The sequence below is a fragment of the Kitasatospora sp. GAS204B genome (assembly GCF_029892155.1).
Taxonomy (GTDB): domain Bacteria; phylum Actinomycetota; class Actinomycetes; order Streptomycetales; family Streptomycetaceae; genus Kitasatospora.
In genome coordinates, this window is record NZ_JARZAG010000026.1 from 1 (window position 1) to 19096 (window position 19096).

General features: G+C 73.1%; 15 protein-coding genes. 7 read left to right on the forward strand and 8 right to left on the reverse strand.

Going from position 1 to position 19096, the window contains the following annotated elements; genetic code table 11:
- Positions 1–127 precede the first annotated feature (127 nt).
- Complete coding sequence (locus P3T41_RS28820; protein WP_280693477.1) at positions 128–823, forward strand: transposase; 696 nt, start codon at positions 128–130, stop codon at positions 821–823.
- 13 nt (positions 824–836) lie between these two features.
- On the opposite strand, the gene P3T41_RS28825 is transcribed toward P3T41_RS28820, so the two are convergent.
- The 5 genes from P3T41_RS28825 to P3T41_RS28845 form a co-directional block, all read right to left on the reverse strand.
- Positions 837–2147 carry a DUF58 domain-containing protein gene (locus tag P3T41_RS28825; protein ID WP_280693478.1) on the reverse strand — a complete coding sequence of 437 codons (1311 nt, stop codon included), beginning with the start codon at positions 2145–2147 and terminating at the stop codon, positions 837–839.
- 29 nt (positions 2148–2176) lie between these two features.
- A complete protein-coding gene (locus tag P3T41_RS28830) occupies positions 2177–3097 on the reverse strand; it encodes a MoxR family ATPase (protein ID WP_280693568.1) in 921 nt (306 codons plus the stop codon).
- Between the two features lie 74 nt (positions 3098–3171).
- Positions 3172–4395 carry a DUF4350 domain-containing protein gene (locus tag P3T41_RS28835; protein ID WP_280693479.1) on the reverse strand — a complete coding sequence of 408 codons (1224 nt, stop codon included), beginning with the start codon at positions 4393–4395 and terminating at the stop codon, positions 3172–3174.
- Positions 4392–5063 carry a DUF4129 domain-containing protein gene (locus tag P3T41_RS28840; protein WP_280693480.1) on the reverse strand — a complete coding sequence of 224 codons (672 nt, stop codon included), beginning with the start codon at positions 5061–5063 and terminating at the stop codon, positions 4392–4394. The genes P3T41_RS28835 and P3T41_RS28840 overlap by 4 nt, the downstream gene beginning before the upstream one ends.
- A gap of 4 nt (positions 5064–5067) precedes the next feature.
- A complete protein-coding gene (locus tag P3T41_RS28845) occupies positions 5068–6381 on the reverse strand; it encodes a hypothetical protein (protein ID WP_280693481.1) in 1314 nt (437 codons plus the stop codon).
- Positions 6382–6620: 239 nt separating this feature from the next.
- Between P3T41_RS28845 and mtrA the strand changes: the two genes are divergently transcribed.
- From mtrA to P3T41_RS28860, 3 genes are all read left to right on the forward strand, one after another.
- Positions 6621–7298, forward strand: a complete 678-nt coding sequence (gene mtrA / locus P3T41_RS28850; protein WP_280693482.1) for an MtrAB system response regulator MtrA — start codon at positions 6621–6623, stop codon at positions 7296–7298.
- A gap of 97 nt (positions 7299–7395) precedes the next feature.
- A complete protein-coding gene (mtrB, locus tag P3T41_RS28855; RefSeq protein WP_280693569.1) occupies positions 7396–9387 on the forward strand; it encodes an MtrAB system histidine kinase MtrB in 1992 nt (663 codons plus the stop codon).
- A gap of 64 nt (positions 9388–9451) precedes the next feature.
- The gene (locus tag P3T41_RS28860; RefSeq protein ID WP_280693483.1) at positions 9452–11290 is read left to right on the forward strand and encodes an LpqB family beta-propeller domain-containing protein; all 1839 of its coding nucleotides are present in this window, start codon (positions 9452–9454) and stop codon (positions 11288–11290) included.
- On the opposite strand, the gene P3T41_RS28865 is transcribed toward P3T41_RS28860, so the two are convergent.
- Positions 11278–12081 carry a phosphoribosyltransferase family protein gene (locus P3T41_RS28865; RefSeq protein WP_280693484.1) on the reverse strand — a complete coding sequence of 268 codons (804 nt, stop codon included), beginning with the start codon at positions 12079–12081 and terminating at the stop codon, positions 11278–11280. The two genes, P3T41_RS28860 and P3T41_RS28865, sit on opposite strands and share 13 nt — an antisense overlap.
- 356 nt (positions 12082–12437) lie before the next feature.
- Here P3T41_RS28865 and raiA point away from each other — a divergent pair, with 356 nt between their 5' ends.
- Together raiA and P3T41_RS28875 are read left to right on the forward strand one after the other, a co-directional pair.
- Positions 12438–13130, forward strand: a complete 693-nt coding sequence (gene raiA, locus P3T41_RS28870) for a ribosome-associated translation inhibitor RaiA (protein WP_280693485.1) — start codon at positions 12438–12440, stop codon at positions 13128–13130.
- Positions 13131–13348: 218 nt separating this feature from the next.
- On the forward strand, positions 13349–14026 hold the full coding sequence (locus P3T41_RS28875) for a response regulator transcription factor (RefSeq protein ID WP_280693570.1): 678 nt from the start codon (positions 13349–13351) through the stop codon (positions 14024–14026).
- Between the two features lie 19 nt (positions 14027–14045).
- On the opposite strand, the gene P3T41_RS28880 is transcribed toward P3T41_RS28875, so the two are convergent.
- A complete protein-coding gene (locus tag P3T41_RS28880) occupies positions 14046–15248 on the reverse strand; it encodes a crosslink repair DNA glycosylase YcaQ family protein (protein ID WP_280693486.1) in 1203 nt (400 codons plus the stop codon).
- A gap of 255 nt (positions 15249–15503) precedes the next feature.
- On the opposite strand from P3T41_RS28880, the gene secA reads away from it, so the two are divergent.
- Entirely contained in the window at positions 15504–18266 is a 2763-nt protein-coding gene (secA, locus tag P3T41_RS28885; RefSeq protein ID WP_280693487.1) for a preprotein translocase subunit SecA, read from the forward strand.
- Between the two features lie 84 nt (positions 18267–18350).
- Here the strand turns inward: secA and P3T41_RS28890 are convergent, their stop codons facing one another.
- Positions 18351–18881, reverse strand: a complete 531-nt coding sequence (locus P3T41_RS28890) for an Rv3235 family protein (protein ID WP_280693488.1) — start codon at positions 18879–18881, stop codon at positions 18351–18353.
- Positions 18882–19096 lie beyond the last annotated feature (215 nt).

Here is a 19096-nt window from a genome sequence, read left to right on the forward strand (position 1 = left end):
TACTGCAGGGGGGACCCTGTGGGAGAGTAGGACGCCGCCGAACAATTCTTCTAGAGAAGCCCTCTTCCTTCGGGAAGGGGGCTTCTCTGCGTTCATGACGCGTGCGATTGGCCGTTACGATCGACGCATGGCACGTCCCGGCCCCAAGGCCCACCCCGAACCCCAACCGCGTCCCGAGCCGTTCGGCTTGTCGACCGATCCTTTTGCGATGGAGACCTCGCACGAGGTGGCCGCGATGTACCTGGCGCCGCCGGAGCGGGTGTTGGTGCTCCGGGTGGACGCCGACACGATGCTGCGGCCCAAGCTTCGGGAGGAGCTTCGGGAGCGCAGCGGGGATCCGCTGCCGGCGACCGTGCAGGCGCTGCTGGCCAGTCTCGACAGCACCCGGGAGAAGGTGCTCGGTACGCTGCACCGCCGGCGGCGCGGGGTGGAGTTCCGACGCTTCCTGTCGCAGCTGGAGCGGGAGTTGCCGGAGAGCGGCGAGCTGCACCTGATCTGCGACAACTACTTCACCCACAAGTCGCCCACGGTGGTGAACTGGCTGCGGGCCCACCCGCGGGTGACGATGCACTTCGCGCCCTCCGAGGAGGCCTGGCTCGCGCATGTCGAGCGCTGGTTCGCCTACCAGGCGGCGCGTGAGGCGTTCCATGGCGACAAGTCGTCCGCCGCCGCGCTGTCCCAGGGGATCGTCGAGTGGATGAAGGCGGTGGCCGAGGTGCCCGCATCGGTCGATGAGGGCTCCGATGAGGGCACCGAGGACGAGGGCACCGCGGACGCCGAGACGGCCACCGCACACGTGTGGGTCAAGCCGCAGCACGACTGAGCGGGCTCCACAGCTACAGCCGCCCCGCCGCCTTCAGCGCCAGGTAGGTGTCGGCGAGGGCCGGCGGCAGGGCCGTGGGCGGGGCGTCCAGGACGGTGGCGCCGAGCCGGGTGAGCCGCTCGGCGATGGCGCGGCGGTCGGCCTGGGTCTGTTCGGCGGCCGCCGCGGCGTAGACGGCCGGCAGCGTGCCGCGACCCGTGGCCAGCTCGGCCAGCAGCGGGTCGGCCACCGCCGCGATCACCACCTCGTGGCGCTTGGTGAGCTGGGGCAGCAGCGGCAGCAGGCCGTCCTCGGCGGGGCCGGCGTCCAGGCCCGTGAGCAGGACGATCAGGGAGCGGTGCGGCGCGAGCCGCAGGGCCGCCGCGGTGAGGGCCCGCAGGTCGGTCTCGACCAGCGCCGGCTCCAGCAGCGCCATCGCGTTGGTGACGGCGGGCAGCACCTCGGTGGCGGAGCGGCCCAGCACCGTGCCGCGCGGGCGCACGTCGTGGGCGAGCAGGTCGACCCGGTCGCCGGCCTTGGTGGCCAGCGCGGTGAGCAGCAGTGCCGCGTCCAGGGCCGCGTCCAGTCGAGGAGCGTCGCCGACCCGGCCGGCCGACGTACGGCCGGTGTCGAGCACGATCAGGATGTGCCGGTCGCGTTCGGGGCGCCAGGTGCGCACGGCGACGGTGTTGCGGCGGGCACTGGCCCGCCAGTCGATCGAGCGTACGTCGTCGCCCGGCAGGTACTCGCGCAGGCTGTCGAACTCGGTTCCCTGACCACGGGTCAACAGCGAGGTGCGGCCGTCCAGTTCGCGCAGCCGGGCGAGGCGGGACGGCAGGTGCTTGCGGCTGGTGAAGGGCGGCAGCGCGCGCAGCGTCCAGGGGACCAGGTGCGAGCCCTGACGGCCCGCCAGGCCGAGCGGACCCAGCGAACGGATCGTCACCCGGTGCGCCCGGTGGTCGCCGCGGCGGGTGGGCAGCAGCTCGACGTCGACCCGGCGGCGCTCGCCCGGCGGGACCAGCAGGCGTCGGCGGGAGGCCGTCAGCTCGGTGCCGGGCCGGAACACCGAAGGCGGCCAGGCGTCCCGCAGCCGGGCCCGCAGCGGTCGCCCGGACGGGTTGCCGACGGTCAGCGTGACGGTGGCCGGCTCGCCCAGGCGCACCGCGCCGTCGCCCGTCCTGGCCAGCTGGAGGGTGCGGACCGGGGCCGCGAGCAGCAGGTCGGCGAGCACGCCGAGCAGTACGGTGCCGCCGACCACGCCGATCCCGGTCCAGGAGGGCAGCAGGAGTCCGACCACCAGGCTGCCGAGGGCGGCGAGGAGGGCGGTACGGCCGGTGAGGGCCACGGTGGACTCCTAGGAAGAGGTGCGGGTGATCAGCGGGGAGCGGGTGTCTGGGCGAGCACGGCCTGGATCACCGTGTCCGCGGTGACGCCCTCCATCTCCGCCTCGGCGCGCAGCTGCACCCGGTGTCGCAGGGTGGGCAGGGCCAGCGCCTTCACGTCGTCGGGGGTGACGTAGTCGCGCCCGGCCAGCCAGGCCCAGGCCCGGGAGGCGTTCAGCAGTCCGGTCGCGCCACGCGGGGAGACGCCCATCGAGAGCGAGGGCGACTGCCGGGTGGCCCGGCAGAGGTCGACGATGTAGGCGAGCACCTCGGGGGAGACGGTGAGCTCGGCGATCGCCGCGCGGGCGGCGGCCAGGTCGGCGGGGCCGGCTACCGGGCGCACCCCGGCCGCGTGCAGGTCGCGCGGGTCGAAGCCGGCGGCGTGCCGGCTGAGCACCTGGAACTCCTGCTCGCGGTCGGGCAGCGGCAGCACCAGCTTGAGCAGGAAGCGGTCCAGCTGGGCCTCGGGCAGCGGGTAGGTGCCCTCGTACTCGAGCGGGTTCTGGGTCGCGGCGACCAGGAAGGGCTCGGGCAGCGGGCGCGGCTCGCCGTCGACGGTGACCTGGCGCTCCTCCATCGCCTCCAGCAGCGAGGCCTGGGTCTTCGGCGGGGTGCGGTTGATCTCGTCGGCGAGCAGCAGGTTGGTGAAGACCGGGCCCGGCTGGAAGGAGAACTCGGCCGTGCGCGCGTCGTAGACCAGCGAGCCGGTGACGTCGCCGGGCATCAGGTCGGGGGTGAACTGGATCCGCTTGGTCTCCAGGCTGAGCGCGGCGGACAGGGCGCGGACCAGCAGGGTCTTGGCCACGCCGGGGACGCCTTCGAGCAGCACGTGGCCGCCGCAGAGCAGGGCGACCACCAGCCCGGTGACGGCGGCGTCCTGGCCGACCACGGCCTTGCCGATCTCGGCGCGCAGGGCGCCGAGCGCCTGCCGGGGGTCGGGCGCGGCGGCGGCCCGCTCGGCGAGCTGGGCGGGGGCGGTCTGGTCGGTCACGGCTGTCGTACCTGCCTTTCCAGGGCATCGAGGTCGTCGGCGAGCCGCAGCAGCGCGGCGTCGTCGCTGGGCGGTGGGCCGTAGAGCAGGTCGCGCGGTCCGGCGGGGTCGCGGTGGCCGGTCAGCCGCTCGCCCAAGGCGGCCAGCAGCGTGGTGGGGTCCGGGTCGCCGCCGCCGAGCGGGACGCCGAGGACGGGCGCCAACCGGTGCCGGACGGCGCGGCGCAGCGCCTCGGCGGCCCGGTCGCGGGCCTTGGCGCGGTGGTAGAGCCGGGCCCGGCCCTCGGTGGTCTCGGCGGCGCGGACCACCACCGGGAGCTGCTCGCTGACCACCGGGCCGAGCCGGCGGGCCCGCCAGAGGGCGGCCAGCACGGTGGCGACGGCCAGTTGCAGGGCAGCCCAGCGCCAGCCGTCGGGGATCAGATCGGTGAATGACTTCTGCGGCGCGGCGGTGCCGGCGGGCAGCGCCTGGTAGTCGGGCAGGTACCAGGTGAGGTGGGGCTGGGTGCCGAGCAGACCGAGGGCGAGTGCGGCGTTGCCGTCGTTGGCCAGGCGCTGGTTGGTCAGGAAGCGCCCGGAGCCGACCACGAGCACCTCGGTGCCCTGGGTGGTGCTGGTGCGGGCGAGCGCGGGGTAGCCCTGGCGCGGGTAGCAGCCGGTGGCGCCGGAGTCGGCGTCGACCTGGTAGAGCCGGCCGCCGAGTTCGGCGCTGCCGGCCCGCTGGGCCTCGGGCAGGTCGCACAGCGGGACGGCGCTCGCGGAGCTGACGGCCAGCGGCAGGTCGGCGGTGCCGGCGGTGTGCAGGCCGGGGGCCAGCAGGTCGAGCGCGGTGCTGTCGGGCGAGATCAGCACCAGGCGGCGGTGGCCGGCGGCGGCCAGGGCACGCAGTTGATCGGTCGTCAGCAGGTCGGGCAGCGGCAGCACGACGGTGTCGGCGCCGCCCGGCGTGGCGAGCCGGTCGGCGTCGGCGGTGGTGTCGACCGTGATGTCCTGGGCACGCAGCAGTTGGGCGACGGCCTTGGTGCCGTCCGGAGCGGCGGAGCGCGGGTCGAGTGAGGGATAGGCGGTGCTGTCGCCGAGGCCGGCGATCAGCAGGCCGGCGACCAGCAGCACGGCTGCGGCGGCCAGGAACCAGCGGGCGCGGTGCCAGAGTTGACGGAGCGTCGGGGTCAGCGACGCGGCCTCAGCGGCGGGGGCGGCGGGGGCGGCGGTGGTGGTCACGCGGCACCCGCCGGGATCGGCGCGGTGGGGCGGGTCTGCCGCAGGGCATCGTCCAGCTCGGCGAGTCGCTGGTAGGCGGCCCGGTCGGCGGCGCGCTCGCCGAAGGCGATGTCGTCGAAGAGCCGGGCGGCCTCGCGCAGCGCGGCGGCGTGCCGGGGCAGTTGGCGGCCGGCTTCGGCGGCCGCCTCGTCGGCGGTCCGTCCCGGGCGCGGGTCGAGCAGGGCGCGCTCCTCCAGCGCTCGCACCAGGGCGCGCATCTGCTCGCGGACGGCTGCCGCGAAGTCGCCTTCGGCGGCGTGCCGGCGAGCCGCCGCGCGGTGCTGCTCGGCGGTGCGCGGCCCGGCGGCGCTGAACAGGGCGGCGGCGCTGGTGGCGGCCCGGCCGGGGCGGCCGAGCCGCCACCAGAGTGCGGCGCCGACCAGCACCGCGATCACCAGGAAGAGGATCAGACCGGTGGTCCCGTTGCCGGCGGCACTGCCGAGCTGCCCGAGCAACTGGTCCAGCCGGTCCCAGAGCCAGCTGATGATCCGCTGCAGCAGGCTCGGGTCCTGCCGGTGGTACTCGGGCTTGAGCAGCTCCTCGCGCGCGGCCTCGCGGGCCGGGTCGCGCGGTGTGGTCACGGGCGCGCCGTCGGCGACGGCGGTGACCCAGTCCCCCCAGGTCGGCATCGGGTCAGGCCGCCCCGCCGCCCTGGCGCGCCCAGCCGGTGCCGCCGTACTCGGGCAGGCCGGCCGCCCGGGCCAGCTCGAGGTCGAGGGCCTCGCGGCGGATCCGCTGGTCGACGTAGAGCAGCACGTTGATCCCGGCCTGGACCGGGGCGGTGATCATCGAGCCGATCACCCCGCCGATCCCGATCACCACCAGCGCGGCGGCCGACTGCGGGTGCAGCGGGTCGCCGCCCAGCCCGCTGATCATCGAGCCGCTCACCAGTCCGGCCAGGATGCGGAACGGGATGGCGACGATCGAGGCCAGGATGGTGGTCAGCACCAGGCTGAGCAGGCTGACGCCGAAGATCCGCCACCAGGAGCCGCGCACCAGCTTGCGGGAGCGGGAGAGCGCGGCCTTGATGCCCTGCTTCTCCAGCATCAGGGCCGGGGCGGCCAGGCAGAGCCGGAAGTACGTCCAGATCGCGACGACGAACCCGGCCAGCATCAGCGGCAGCAGGACCAGCGCGGCATCCGTGCCGCTTCCGGTGGCCACGCCGACCACGATCGCCGGTAGGGAGGCGACCGCCAGGATGCCGGCGATGATCAGGAAGATCAGCACGCTCAGCCCGGCCAGCCGCCACAGCTGCGGACGGGCGGAGCGCCAGGCGTCGCCGATCGAGACGGCTTGGCCCAGCACGGCCCGGCTGACCACCACGGTCAGCAGCGCGCTCATCACCAGCCCGGCCACCGCGCTGACCAGCAGGCCCACGCCGGCGACGACCAGGGTGGTGGTGCTCTGCGCGTCGTGCTGGCTCCACCAGTCGACCAGGCCGAGGACGAGCTGGCTGAGCACCGCGACCACCAGCGAGAGGCCGAGGGCGGTGCGCCAGTGCTTGCGGACGGTGGAGATCGAGCCGTCCAGGATCTCGCCGACACCCAGCGGGCGCAGCGGGATCACGCCGGGCTTCGGGCTGGGCGCCGGGAAGCTCCAACCGCCGCCGCCGGGTTGGTGGCCCCAGCCCGCCTGCGCGCCCCAGCCGGGCTGCTGGCCCCAGCCGGGCTGGGCACCGCCCCAGCCCTGGACGGGCGGCGGCGTCTGGGCGGCGGGCGCCTGGCCGTAGGCGCCGGGGTACGGCGGCGCGGCGGGGGCGCTCGGTGTGGCGGGTGTCGCGGCGGATGTCGTGGGTGCGGCGGCGGCCGGTGCCGCGTCGCCGGGCGCGGCATCGCTCGGCGCGGCCGGCCCGGGGACGGCCGGAGCGGGAGCGGGGGCCGACGGCCGGACGTCCTCGGGATCGGTCCCGGAGGCGCTGGGGGAGACCCAGCCCGGAGTGTCGGTCATCACTGCTCCTCGGCGCGGGGCGGTGCCCCAGGATGGTGGTGCGGCGCAATTCGTGCCGCCCATCGTGCCATGGTGGCGGCAGGCACCCCAGGGGTGCCTGGTTGCTGATCGACAACGGAGTCGGCCGGGCCGAAGAACTTTGGAGTTTGGGTGGATATGGGCGGTAATGCCGGTGTGTCGACCGGGCAATGGGCACGGGTGTGCGGCAGGTCACAATCCGGTAATGAGAGGATGGGCGCATGAAAGGTCGCGTCCTCGTCGTAGATGACGACACCGCACTCGCCGAGATGCTCGGCATTGTGCTGCGTGGTGAGGGTTTTGAGCCGTATTTCGTCGCGGACGGGGACAAGGCGCTCGCCGCGTTCCGCGAGACCAAGCCGGATCTGGTGCTGCTCGACCTGATGCTGCCCGGCCGGGACGGGATCGACGTCTGCCGGCAGATCAGGTCGGAGTCCGGGGTCCCGATCGTGATGCTCACCGCGAAGACCGACACGGTCGACATCGTGGTGGGCCTGGAGTCCGGCGCCGACGACTACGTGGTCAAGCCGTTCAAGCCCAAGGAGCTGGTGGCCCGGGTCCGAGCCCGGCTGCGCCGGGTCGAGGAGCCCACGCCCGAGCAGCTGACCATCGGCGATCTGGTGATCGACGTGGCCGGGCACTCGGTCAAGCGGGACGGGCGGGGCATCCCGCTCACCCCGCTGGAGTTCGACCTGCTGGTCGCGCTGGCCCGCAAGCCCTGGCAGGTCTTCACCCGCGAGGTGCTGCTCGAGCAGGTCTGGGGCTACCGGCACGCGGCTGACACCCGGCTGGTGAACGTGCACGTGCAGCGCCTGCGCTCGAAGATCGAGAAGGATCCGGAGCGCCCGGAGATCGTGGTCACCGTCCGCGGTGTCGGCTACAAGGCTGGACCCAGCTGACGTGACCTACCAGATTCACCCCTCCCCGTCCGGCCAGGCCGTCGACGGGGAGGCGCAGTACGGGGAGGCCGCCGCCGCGCGGCGGTCGGCCTCGCCGATGGGGCTGCTCGGCCGCCGGCTGCGCAGCCCGTTCCTGCGGGCCTCGGCGCTCTACCGGCGTTCGATCCAGCTGCGCGTGGTGGCGGCGACCATGCTGCTCTCGGTCGCGCTGGTGGTGGTGCTCGGCGTCGTGGTGATGGCGCAGGTCCGCACCGGGCTGCTGGACACCAAGAAGCACGCCGCCGAGAACCAGGCCAGTGGCGCCTTCACCACCGCGCAGCAGCAGAGCGACGCGCTCAACGAGCAGCGCGCCAAGGCCGGTGCCGGCGACCCGAGCCCGAGCGAGCCCGGTACCTGGATCTCCGACCAGGTCGCCAACCTGGCCAGCGGCGGGCAGGGCGTCTACTCGGTGATCGGCCTGCGGCCCTCCGACGGCGGTGCCCCGCCGAGCGTGATCCGGGCTTCTGGCGACGTGAGCTACAACAGCATCTCGCAGGAGCTGGAGGCACAGGTCGCGCAGAACCCGAGCGTGCCGCACGAGCAGACCACCACGATCCACCGCGGCACCGGGTCCCAAGCGCGCTCCGAGCCCGGCCTGGTGATCGGCCGGCAGCTGCACGGGCCGGACAGCGTGGACTACCAGCTGTACTTCGCGTTCTCCTTCGCCCAGGAGGACAACACGCTGAGCCTGGTCACCGGCACGGTGGCCACCGCCGGCGTCTTCATCGTGGTCCTGGTCAGCTGCACCGCCTGGCTGGTGGTGCGCCAGGTGGTCACCCCGGTGCGGATGGCCGCCGGGATCGCCGAGCGGCTGGCCGACGGCCACCTCGAAGAGCGGATGAAGGTCACCGGCACCGACGACATCGCCCGGCTCGGCGAGTCCTTCAACCGGATGGCGGACGCGCTGCAGACCCAGATCCGGCAGCTGGAGGAGCTCTCCCGGGTGCAGCGGCGGTTCGTCTCGGACGTCTCGCACGAGCTGCGCACCCCGCTGACCACGGTGCGGATGGCCGCCGACCTGATCTACGACAGCCGCGAGGACCTGGATCCGATGGCGGCCCGCTCGGCGGAGCTGCTGCAGGGCCAGCTGGACCGCTTCGAGTCGCTGCTCGCCGACCTGCTGGAGATCAGCCGGTTCGACGCGGGCGCCGCGGTGCTGGACGCCGAGCCGGTGGACCTGCGCGACGTCGTGCAGCGAGTGGTCGAGGCGGCCGACCCGCTGGCCCGGCTCAAGGGCAGCAAGGTGCTGCTGGCCGGCGCCGACGAGCCGGTGGTGGCCGAGGTCGACCCGCGCCGGATCGAGCGGATCCTGCGCAACCTGGTGGTCAACGCGCTGGAGCACGGCGAGGGCCGGGACGTGGTGGTGCGGGTCGGCTCGGGCGACGGCGCGGTCGCGGTCGGCGTGCGGGACTACGGCATCGGGCTCAAGCCCGGCGAGGCCTCCCGGGTCTTCCACCGCTTCTGGCGGGCCGACCCGTCCCGGGTGCGGACCACCGGCGGTACCGGTCTGGGCCTGTCGATCGCGGTGGAGGACGCCCACCTGCACGGCGGCTGGCTGCAGGCCTGGGGCGAGCCCGGTGGTGGCTCGCACTTCCGGCTCACCCTGCCGCGCACCCGCGGCGGCGAGATCGGCCGGGCGCCGTTCCGGCTGGAGCCCGAGGACTCGCGCTACAACCGGGGGCTGCGCGCGCAGGGCGCCCCGTACCGGCGGGCGCTGCCGGCCGGGGCGACCGCGCTGACGGCCAGCGGCGAGCCGACCGTGATACCGGAGACGCCGGGCGGTGTGGGCGGCGGGCTCGGCCCCGGGCTCGGCGGGGTGCTGAGCATCGGCGGAGCGGGGCTCGGGGCGCGACGGCTGCCGCAGGCCCCGGTGGTCGCCGACCCGTCCGACGTGCGAGCGATGAGCGGCGGGTACGGTGCCACTGGTGCCCAGGTGGTGGTGGAGCCCGGGCGGTTGCGGCCGCAGGAGGGTGAGCCGGGGGGCGGATCGGCGAGCGGCGCCGGTGGCACGAGCGCTAAGGGGGCGCGGGGTGGGGAGCAGCAGGACTAGTCGGCGCTGGGCGGGCAGTGGCCTGGTCGCGCTCACCGTGCTGGTCACGGCGGGCTGTGCCACCATGCCGGACAGCGGCTCGCCCGAACCGGTCGACCCGCCTTCGGGCGCCGACCAGGGCGTTCAGGTCCGGGTGATCCCGGTGCCGCCGCGGGACGGGCAGTCGCCGCGCCAGGTACTGCAGAACTTCCTGGACGCCTCGATCGCCGACGAGCACGACTACCAGACCGCGCGGGAGTACCTGACTCCCGAGGCGGTCAAGACCTGGCAGCCGGACACCGGCGCGGTGATCCTCGCGGCCACCAATCCCGACGCGTCGAGCGGTGACGGGGACCCCGACCACGCCACGGTGGTCCTGCAGTCGCAGCAGATCGCGACGCTGGACGCCAAGCGCACCTACCGGGCCAGGCCCGAGCCGCACTACTCGGCCAGCTTCACCCTGATCAACGTGGCCAAGGACACCGGCAAGGACCCCAAGGACGCGGCCACCAAGGCGCAGTGGCGGATCACCGACCTGCCGCCGGTGCTGATCCTCAACCAGACCAACTTCCGCAACGCCTACCAGCAGGCGGACCGGTACTTCTTCACGCTCCCCGACCCGTCGCTGCCGCCCGGTTCGCCGGGCGCCGACCAGTCGGTGCTGGTCCCCGACCCGATCTTCGTGCGGCGCCGAATAGACCCGGCCTCCACTGCGGCCGCGGCCCTCGCCGAGGGCCCCTCGGACTGGCTCAAGCCGGCTGTCCGCTCGGCCTTCGACGGCGCCGACTCGGTCGGCAACGTCAGCACCGACACCTCCGGCGCCGTCCGGGTGCAGGTCAACGGGGCGAACTTCCAGGCCAACGAGTCGCAGTGCGGCCAGCTGGCCGCGCAGCTCTACTTCACGCTGGTCAGCCTGAACGGGCCCGGTTCCATCGACAAGGTGACGCTGACCGGTGAGCACGGGACCTGCTACCTCGGCTCGGCCCAGGCCAAGACGCTCTCCTGGGCGCCGGGCAGCCTGACCTCGGCGGCCAACGGTGGCGGCGTGCCGTACGGCCGCAACGCGGCCACCGGGCAGCTGATCCGACTGGACAGCAACGCCGCGGTGGCCGGCGTGCTGGGGAGCGCCAACCTGCCCGCGACGCTGCGCCCGGCCGGCGGGCAGCTGGGACCGTTCGCCGTCCGCCGCGACGGGCAGAAGGCCGCCGTGGTCAGCGCCGACGGCAAGGGGCTCTACGAGGCGCCGCTGGACGACAGCGCAAAGCAGCTCGGCGCCGCGCTGGTCACCAGCCAGGCGCCCAGTCCCGGTCAGGGACTCTCCACACCCAGCTGGGACGGCTTCGGCGGGCTCTGGGTGGTGGACCGCGATCCGGCGAACCCGCAGGTCTGGCTGATCCGGGGCAACAACAGCCGCGTCGCCGTCCCGGTGGACCTGCCGACCGGCCTGACGGTGGACAGCATCCGGATCTCCTCCGACGGAACCAGGGCGGCGCTGCTGCTCCTCGATCCCGTGACCAAGACCCGCAGCCTGCAGATCGGGCTGGTGGTGCGGGTCAGCGGGGTGCAGTCGGCCGCCGCGATCATCGACCTGCGGGCGATCGCGCCGCAGCTCTCCGACGTCACCTCGGTCTCCTGGGCGGACCCGGACACGCTGCTAGCGCTCGGCAAGGAGAACGGCGGGGTGCAGCAACTGCACTACGTGCCGACCGACGGCTCGGGCAGCGCCACCGACACCGCGCTGCAGGCGGTGGACGGGATGACCGTGGTGGCCGCCTCCGAGGACCGCGCCGACCAGGTGCTCGCCGACTCCAAGGAGCAGGACCCCAAGGACGGGGACACCATCTACCAGCTCGCCGGCTCCGCGCCGCCGACCTGGCGGTCGTACAACCACAGCGGTGCCGTGCTGCCCGCCTACCCGGGCTGAGAGCGCGAGGCGCGGCCACGCCGGTGGACCGTGCGCGGTTCCGGGTGGGACGCCGACTCGTGCGCCGGCGGCGGCTCGCGGCGGGCGGTGGCGGCCACCGTGGCGGCGGCCAGCGGCGGCGCGCCGACCGCGCGCAGCGCCCGGGCCGCCTCGCCGAGGCTCGCGCCGGTGGTCACCAGGTCGTCCACCAGGATCAGCTGACGGCCGCTCAGGGCCTGCTGGAGGAGGTACGGGACGGTCAGCGCCTGGTGCAGGTTGGTCTGCCGCTGCTCGGCGCCGAGGCCGGCCTGGTCGGCGACCTGGCGGCGCTGGCGCAGCACCGGGGCGACCCGGCAGGGCAGCCCGGCCCGGCTGAGCCGGCGGGCGGCGCAACGGGCCAGGCGTCTGGTCGCGTCGTGGCCGCGGGCCCGCACCGCGCGGCGGGCGGAGGGCACGGGCACCAGCAGCAGCGGGCGCTCTGCGGCGCGCACGGTCGGCGCGGCCGGATCGGCCTCGTTGGCCGGGGTGGCTTCCAGCGCTGACCGGACGGCCTCGGCGAGCACCGTGCCGAGCGGGCCGACCAGCGGCAGCGCGCCGCGCTCCTTGTGCGCGATCAGCAGGCCGCGCAGCGGATCCCGGTAGACGGCACAGGAGTAGAGCGGCGGCAGGCCGGGCGGCGCCGGGTCGGGCCCGGCCCGGTGCCCGCGCAGCCCTGCGAGCAGCGTGCGGCAGACGGGGCAGAGCTGGCCGCCCGGCGCGCCGCAGCCGGCGCACGCGGTGGGTAGCAGCAGATCGAGCAGGAGCGCCGACACGACCCCTCCCGGTGACTCGGTGACGCTGTGTGGTGGGGCCAGGGTGGGCCGTCTGGGCGGAGTTGTCCAGATATTTACCCTCACTTCACTCGATAGAGGGTAGACAGGGGTGAACAGCGGTCCAGCCGGAACCCGCGCCACCTACCCTCCGTTGCGGAGGCGAAAAGCCCCTTCTGGGTGTCTCATGAGGCTCCAAGGGGTTTCAAGCGCCTCCGCTGGGGAGGAAGTGGGTGAAGGCCCAGCTCGCCAGGTCGGTTGACCGGCGGTGGGTCCGGCGGCAGTTCGGCTGGTCAGGCTGGGTCTCAGCCCGGTCCGGTAGTCCGGATCGGTGACAGCACGAGGGATCGGAGTTCTGCGTGGACATCGTCGTCAAGGGCCGCAAGACCGAGGTGCCCCAGAGGTTCCGCGAGCACGTGGCCGAGAAGCTGGAGAAGGTCCAGAAGTTCGACGGCAAGGTGATCAGCCTTGACGTCGAGGTGTCCAAGGAACACAACCCGCGTCAGGCCGACCGGTCCGACCGGGTGGAGATCACCGTCCGTACCCGTGGCCCGGTGATCCGGGCCGAGGCCGCCGCCGCCGACCCCTACGCGGCGCTCGATCTGGCCTCGGCGAAGCTCGACGCACAGCTGCGCAAGTCCGCCGACCGGCGCCGGGTGCACCACGGGGCGCGCACCACGCCGCTGAGCGTGGCCGAGGCGACCGCGCGGATCGCGGCGCTGCCGGGCACGGCGACCATGGAGGAGCTGGACGAGGCGCCGGTGCGCAAGACCGTGGCCACCTCGCTCGAGGTCGAGGGCGAAGGACCGCTGGTGGTCCGGGAGAAGACGCACAGCGCCCACCCGATGACGCTGGCCCAGGCGCTGCACGCGATGGAGCTGGTCGCCCACGACTTCTACCTCTTCGTGGAGAAGGACAGCGGGCTGCCCAGCGTGGTGTACCGGCGCCGCGGCTACGACTACGGCGTCATCCACCTGAAGGCGGACGGCCTCGAGCCGGACGGCGAGATCGGCGGTGCCGGCGGCGCGATCAACGCCGCGGCCGACCGCTGACCCGACGTCAATTCCCGTTTCGTACCTCCGGCGGCCGGTCCTGTACCGGCCGCCGGTTCGCGTGTGCCGACGCACCCGTTGGAGCGACCCCGCCGATCGGTGGTTAAATCCGCCCGCCGTGGGCGTGGAATGATGTGGCTCACAGCGTTCGGTGACGGGGAGGGCGGATGACGGACCGTTTCGAAGGCGGCGGCGACGACGGTCTGGAGCCTGCGTACATGCCACGCGGCGGCGAGCCCATCCGGGTCCTGGTGGTGGACGACCACGCACTGTTCCGGCGGGGGCTGGAGATCGTGCTGGCCGAGGAGCCGGACATCAAGGTGGTCGGCGAGGCGGGGGACGGCGCCGAGGCGGTGCTGAAGGCCGCCGACCTGCTGCCCGACATCATCCTGATGGATGTGCGGATGCCGCGCCGCAGCGGCATCGAGGCCTGCACCGCGATCAAGGAAGTGGCCCCCAGCACCAAGATCATCATGCTGACGATAAGCGACGAGGAGGCCGACCTCTACGAGGCGATCAAGGCGGGGGCCACCGGCTACCTGCTCAAGGAGATCTCCACCGACGAGGTGGCCACCGCGATCCGCGCGGTCGCCGACGGCCAGTCGCAGATCAGCCCCTCGATGGCGGCCAAGCTGCTGACCGAGTTCAAGTCCATGATCCAGCGCCGCTCCGACGACCGGGAGTTGGTCCCCGCGCCACGGCTGACGGACCGTGAGCTGGAGGTGTTGAAGCTGGTGGCGACCGGGATGAACAACCGGGAGATCGCCAAGGAGTTGTTCATCAGCGAGAACACCGTGAAGAACCACGTCCGCAACATCCTGGAGAAGCTGCAACTGCACTCCCGGATGGAGGCCGTGGTCTACGCGATGCGGGAGAAGATCCTCGAAATAGGGTGACTCACCCGAATCGGGCGGGTCATCCGAGCAGCTTGTCGAGCGCGGGGCGCAGCGACTCGGCAGCCGCCGACCCGACGGTCAGTTCCTCGACGCGGACCTCGGTGCAACCCACCCAGGCCGCCGCCTCGCGCAGCGCCTCGGCCAGGGCGGGCAGTTGGCGGGGTGCGTCGAGCGAGACCCGCCGGGCCACCAGGACGGTGCCCTCGCGGGCCGGGTCGACCCGGCCGGCCAGCCGGCCGCCGGCCAGCAGCGGCATCGCGAAGTACCCGTGCACCCGCTTCTGCTTGGGGGTGTAGGCCTCCAGGCGGTGCGCCATGTCGAAGATCCGCTCGGTCCTGGCGCGGTCCCAGATCAGCGAGTCGAACGGCGAGAGCAGCGTGGTGCGGTGGCGCCCGCGCGGCTCGTGGGCCAGCGCCGCCGGGTCGGCCCAGGCCGCCGCCGTGGCGGTGCCGCCGCCGGGGCCCCAGCCGGCCACCGCGACCGGTTGCAGGCCGGACTCGGCCAGCACCGCGTCGAGTTGGGCGGATTTGAGCCGGTGGTAGTCCAGCAGGTCGGCCCGGGTGGCCACGCCGAGCGCCTGCCCGGCCTGGCGTACCAGGCGGATCAGGCACTCCCGGTCGGTCAGCTCCTGCTGGTAGAGCTCGGCGGGCACGGCCTGTTCGGCCAGCGAGTAGACCCGCTTCCAGCTCCGGCGCTCGGTGCAGACCACGTCGCCGAAGGCCAGCGCCCGCTCGACCGCGATCTTGGTGTCGGACCAGTCCCACCACTCGGCCGTCTTCTTCGCGCCGCCCAGCTCGGTGCTGGTCAGCGAGCCCTCGGCGCGCAGCCGGTCCAGCACGCCCCGGTAGGCCTGCGGGCTCACCTGGTGACCCCACAGGTGGCCGCGGTCGCGATAGGCGCGGCGGCGGAAGGCGAACAGCGGCCACTCCTCGATCGGCAGCACGCAGGCCGCGTGCGACCAGTACTCGAAGCTGGTCCCGGCCCCCCACAGCGCCTGCTCGACGGCCGGGCGGCCGACCGCGCCGAGCCGGGCGTAGGGAACCAGCTCGTGCGAGCGGGCCAGCACCGAGATGGTGTCCAACTGCACGGCGCCCAGGTGGCGCAGCACCCCGCGCACGCCGGCCCGGCGATCGGGCGCGCCGAGCAGCCCCTGGGCGCGCAGGGCGATCCGGCGGGCCTGGTCGGCGCTGATGGTCATGCTGGGCGGCGGCGCTGCGGTCATGCGGGCAGCGTAGGCGGTGGCGCTGACAACGCTGCTGGCGCCGCAGGAAAGCCCAAAACGACTTTCTCATGCCCGATTTGTCCCGTTACTGGCGCGTATCGCGGGATCCGCCCCCAGGGGTGACACCGGAATGGCGTGCTGACGCACCTCCCGGCGAGTTGGCCTCCTCGCATACGATGGCCCGTGCGGTGGGGTGGATCCCGCCGCGCAGTTGTTGCTCAGTCCAGTGCCAATCCAGGCGAGGAGCCCGCTCAAGTGTCCGTCTTCGACAAGATCCTGCGCGCCGGCGAGGGCAAGATCCTTCGCAAGCTGCAGCGGATTGCTGCCCAGGTCAACTCCATCGAAGAGGACTTCGTCAACCTCACGGACGACGAGCTGCGTGCGCTGACCGACGAGTACAAGCAGCGGCTGGCCGACGGCGAGACCCTGGACGACATCCTCCCCGAGGCCTTCGCCACGGTCCGCGAGGCCGCGAAGCGCGTGCTCGGCCAGCGCCACTACGACGTGCAGCTGATGGGAGGCGCGGCCCTGCACCTGGGCTACGTCGCCGAGATGCGCACCGGCGAGGGCAAGACCCTGGTCGGCACGCTGCCCGCGTACCTCAACGCGCTCACCGGCAAGGGCGTGCACCTGATCACGGTCAACGACTACCTCGCCGAGCGCGACTCGGAGTGGATGGGCCGGGTGCACCGCTTCCTCGGCCTCGAGGTCGGCGTGATCCTCGGCAACATGCCGCCCGCCGAGCGGCAGCGCCAGTACGGGATGGACATCACGTACGGCACCAACAACGAGTTCGGCTTCGACTACCTGCGCGACAACATGGCCTGGTCGCAGGACGAGTTGGTGCAGCGCGGCCACAACTTCGCGATCGTCGACGAGGTCGACTCGATCCTGATCGACGAGGCCCGCACCCCGCTGATCATCTCCGGCCCGGCCGACCAGGCGACCAAGTGGTACGCCGACTTCGCCAAGCTGGTGCTGCGCCTCAAGCGCGACCGCGACTACGAGGTCGACGAGAAGAAGCGCACCGTCGGCGTGCTGGAGGAGGGTGTCGGCCGGGTCGAGGACTACCTCGGCATCGACAACCTCTACGAGTCGGTGAACACCCCGCTCGTCGGGTTCCTGAACAACGCCATCAAGGCCAAGGAGCTCTACAAGAACGACAAGGACTACGTCGTCATGAACGGCGAAGTCATGATCGTTGATGAGCACACCGGCCGTATCCTGGCCGGCCGCCGCTACAACGAGGGCATGCACCAGGCGATCGAGGCCAAGGAGGGGGTGGAGGTCCAGAACGAGAACCAGACGCTGGCCACCATCACCCTGCAGAACTTCTTCCGGCTGTACGACAAGCTCTCCGGCATGACCGGTACCGCCACCACCGAGGCGGCCGAGTTCCACCAGATCTACAAGCTCGGCGTGGTCCCGATCCCGACCAACAAGAACCCGCTGCGGATCGACCAGCCCGACCTGATCTACAAGTCGGAGCCGGCCAAGTTCGCCGCCGTGGTCGAGGACATCGCCGAGAAGCACGAGAAGGGCCAGCCGGTCCTGGTCGGCACCGTCTCGGTCGAGAAGTCCGAGTACCTCTCCCAGGAGCTGCGCAAGCGCGGCATCCCGCACGAGGTGCTGAACGCCAAGCACCACGAGCGCGAGGCGCAGATCGTCGCGCAGGCCGGGCGCAAGGGCGCGGTCACCGTGGCCACCAACATGGCCGGCCGTGGCACCGACATCATGCTCGGCGGCAACCCCGACCACCTGGCCACCGCGGAGCTGGCGCAGCGCGGCCTGAACCCGGTGGACACCCCGGACGAGTACGAGGACGCCTTCCCGGCCGCGCTGGAGAAGGCCAAGACGGCGGTCAAGACCGAGCAGGAGGAGGTGCAGGGGATCGGCGGCCTGTACGTGCTCGGCACCGAGCGGCACGAGTCGCGCCGGATCGACAACCAGCTGCGCGGCCGCTCCGGCCGCCAGGGCGACCCGGGCGAGTCCCGCTTCTACCTCTCGCTGGGTGACGACCTGATGCGCCTGTTCAAGGCCGGCATGGTCGAGCGCGTGCTGTCGATGGCCAACGTCCCCGAGGACGTGCCGATCGAGTCCAAGATGGTGACCCGCGCGATCGCCTCCGCGCAGACCCAGGTCGAGCAGCAGAACTTCGAGATCCGCAAGAACGTCCTCAAGTACGACGAGGTGCTCAACCGCCAGCGCGAGGTCATCTACGGCGAGCGCCGCCGGGTGCTGGAGGGCGAGGACCTCCAGGAGCAGATCGGCCACTTCATGGACGACACCGTGGAGGCGTACGTCACCGCCGCCACCGGTGAGGGCTTCGAGGACGACTGGGATCTGGAGAAGCTCTGGACCGCGCTCAAGCAGCTCTACCCGATCACCCTCGACCTGGAGACCCTGGAGGAGGAGGCCGGCGGCGCCGCGGGGCTGACCACCGACTTCCTGACCAAGGTGATCCAGGAGGACATCCAGGCCCAGTACGGCTCCCGTGAGGACCAGCTCGGCGAGCAGGTCATGCGTGAGCTGGAGCGCCGGGTCGTGCTGTCGGTGCTGGACCGGCGCTGGCGCGAGCACCTCTACGAGATGGACTACCTCCAGGAGGGCATCGGCCTGCGCGCGATGGCGCAGCGCGACCCGCTGGTCGAGTACCAGCGCGAGGGCTTCGACATGTTCGGCGCCATGATGGAGGGCATCAAGGAGGAGTCCGTCGGCTACCTGTTCAACCTGGAGGTCCAGGTCGAGCAGCAGGTCGAGGAGGTCCCGCTGCTCGACGCTGCGGAGGCGGCCGAGGTCTCGCTGGAGAAGACCGCGCGCCCGGAGATCAAGGCCAAGGGCCTGGAGGCGCCCAAGCCGCAGCGGCTGCACTACACCGCGCCGATGGTGGACGGCGACGACACCGTGATCGAGGGCGACTTCGAGGACGGCGTGTCGGACGAGGTGGAGGGCGACGGTCTGACCCGCGCCGAGCGCCGCAAGGCCGCCAAGGCCACCAAGGGCCGCCGCCGCAAGTGACACCGGTCGGTCGGTGAGGTAGGTCGGTCGGGGCGCCGCTCGGGAACATCCGGGCGGCGCCCCGCCGCTTCGTCCGGCGATCTGTCACCTGGCCTCCACCGCGGCGCACTGCCACTGCTCGGTGCGCCAGTGCCGCTCCAGCCGGAACGCCACCATCCGGTGCCGCTCGCCCGTCTCGACCCGGACGCAGACCTCCAGCACGCCGGGACCGGGCGCGGACTCGTGAACCCGGGCGAGCCTGGGGCGGGCCGCCTGGCCGGCCCGGCGCAGCGGCCCGTCGCCGGCCAGCCGGGCCAGCTGTCGGTAGCCGTCGTGGGTGGTGTGGCGGGCGAGCTGGCCGACCGGGCGCAGCCCCGCCAGCACCTCGACCAGGCGCAGGGCGAAGCGGGCGGCCAGCCCGCTGCTGTCGCCGCTGCCGTCGCAGGCGCCGCGCGGGTGGCGCGGCGGGCGCGGCGGGGCGGGCCGGTGGGCGGGCGCGGGACGCCGGCCGGGCACCCGGTGCGGCGCGGGGCGCCGGGTCCCGGTCAGCTGGTGGATCATCGGCCCGGTGCCGCAGGCGGCCCCGGTGGCGGTGGCAGTGGTGCCGGCGGTGGAGCGGATAGCGGTCTCGGCCATGAGCGGTGCCCCCACATCAGGTTCACGGAACGGGTCTGCCTCTGTTATCGGTGCTGGGTCACCGGGTTCCGAGGGCCGCCCGACCCCGCCACCGGGTCGCCCGAACGGCGGCTTGACGACCCCGTCGGCCAGGCACCCCGGGCCCACCGCGCCGCCCGGCCCGCCCGGCGATGCGTTCCACGATGCGCTCGAAGGGGGACACCGCGGTGATCGTC